The sequence below is a fragment of the Vibrio sp. Vb0349 genome (assembly GCF_033338975.1).
In genome coordinates, this window is record NZ_JAWOTS010000467.1 from 1 (window position 1) to 1031 (window position 1031).

General features: G+C 42.9%; 1 protein-coding gene. It reads left to right on the plus strand.

The genetic code is table 11. The annotated features are described in order from the left end of the window. Nucleotides 1–856: extracellular solute-binding protein (locus R7Q47_RS26640; RefSeq protein ID WP_140382067.1), on the plus strand; the 856-nt coding region annotated here is incomplete at its 5' end. Nucleotides 857–1031: the final 175 nt, after the last annotated feature.

Genomic DNA, 1031 nt, shown 5'->3' on the forward strand with positions numbered 1-1031 from the left:
CGAGTCGAACGAAACTTTGTACGCAAAGCTAAAAACTCATAACCAAGGTTATGACCTAGTCGTGCCTTCAACTTACTTCGTAGCAAAAATGCGCGATGAAGGTATGCTACAAAAGATCGATAAGACTAAGCTGAAAAACTTCGGCAACCTAGATAAGAACTACCTAGATAAGCCTTACGATCCAAATAACGACTACTCTATTCCACACGTTGTTGCAATTACAGGTCTAGCAGTTAACGCTGATATGTACGATCCAAACGACTTCCAAAGCTGGGCAGACCTATGGAAGCCTGAGCTTGAAGGTCAAGTAATGCTAATGGACGATACTCGTGAAGTATTCCACATTGCCCTACGTAAATTGGGTTACTCAGGTAACTCTACAGATCCAAAGCAAATCGACGAAGCATACGCTGAATTGCAAAAGCTGATGCCAAACGTTTTAGTATTTAACTCTGATAACCCGGGTGCACCATACATGTCTGGCGAAGTTGGCGTTGGTATGCTTTGGAACGGCAGTGCGGCAGCAGCGCAAAACGAAGGTCTAAACCTTAAGCTAGTCTTCCCTAAAGAAGGCGGTATTGGCTGGGTTGATAACTTCGCAATCTCTTCTGGCGCGAAAAACGTAGAAGCAGCGCACAAAATGATCGACTTCCTACTACGCCCTGAAATCGCAGAGCAAATTTCTCGTGACACTGGCTACCTAACCGCCGTTACAGAATCAAACTCGAAGTTTAAAGACGTAGCACCGCTATTCCCTTCTCAAGAAGATCTTGACCGTGTTGAATGGCAAGACTCGGTTGGTGATATGACAGTGAAATATGAAGACTACTTCTTGAAGCTGAAAGCGGGTCAATAATCTGATCTTGCCTACTAAGGTATCGACTAACTGAAAATAGGCAGCGATACGCTGCCTATTTTTGTAATTGACTGATATAATTATGCGTTGCTAGGTTTATTTAGCTCAGTTTCACAGAATTATCGCTTCTCTAAAAAAGGCTCGGTATAAATTGATTTAAATAAACGGGATTGTG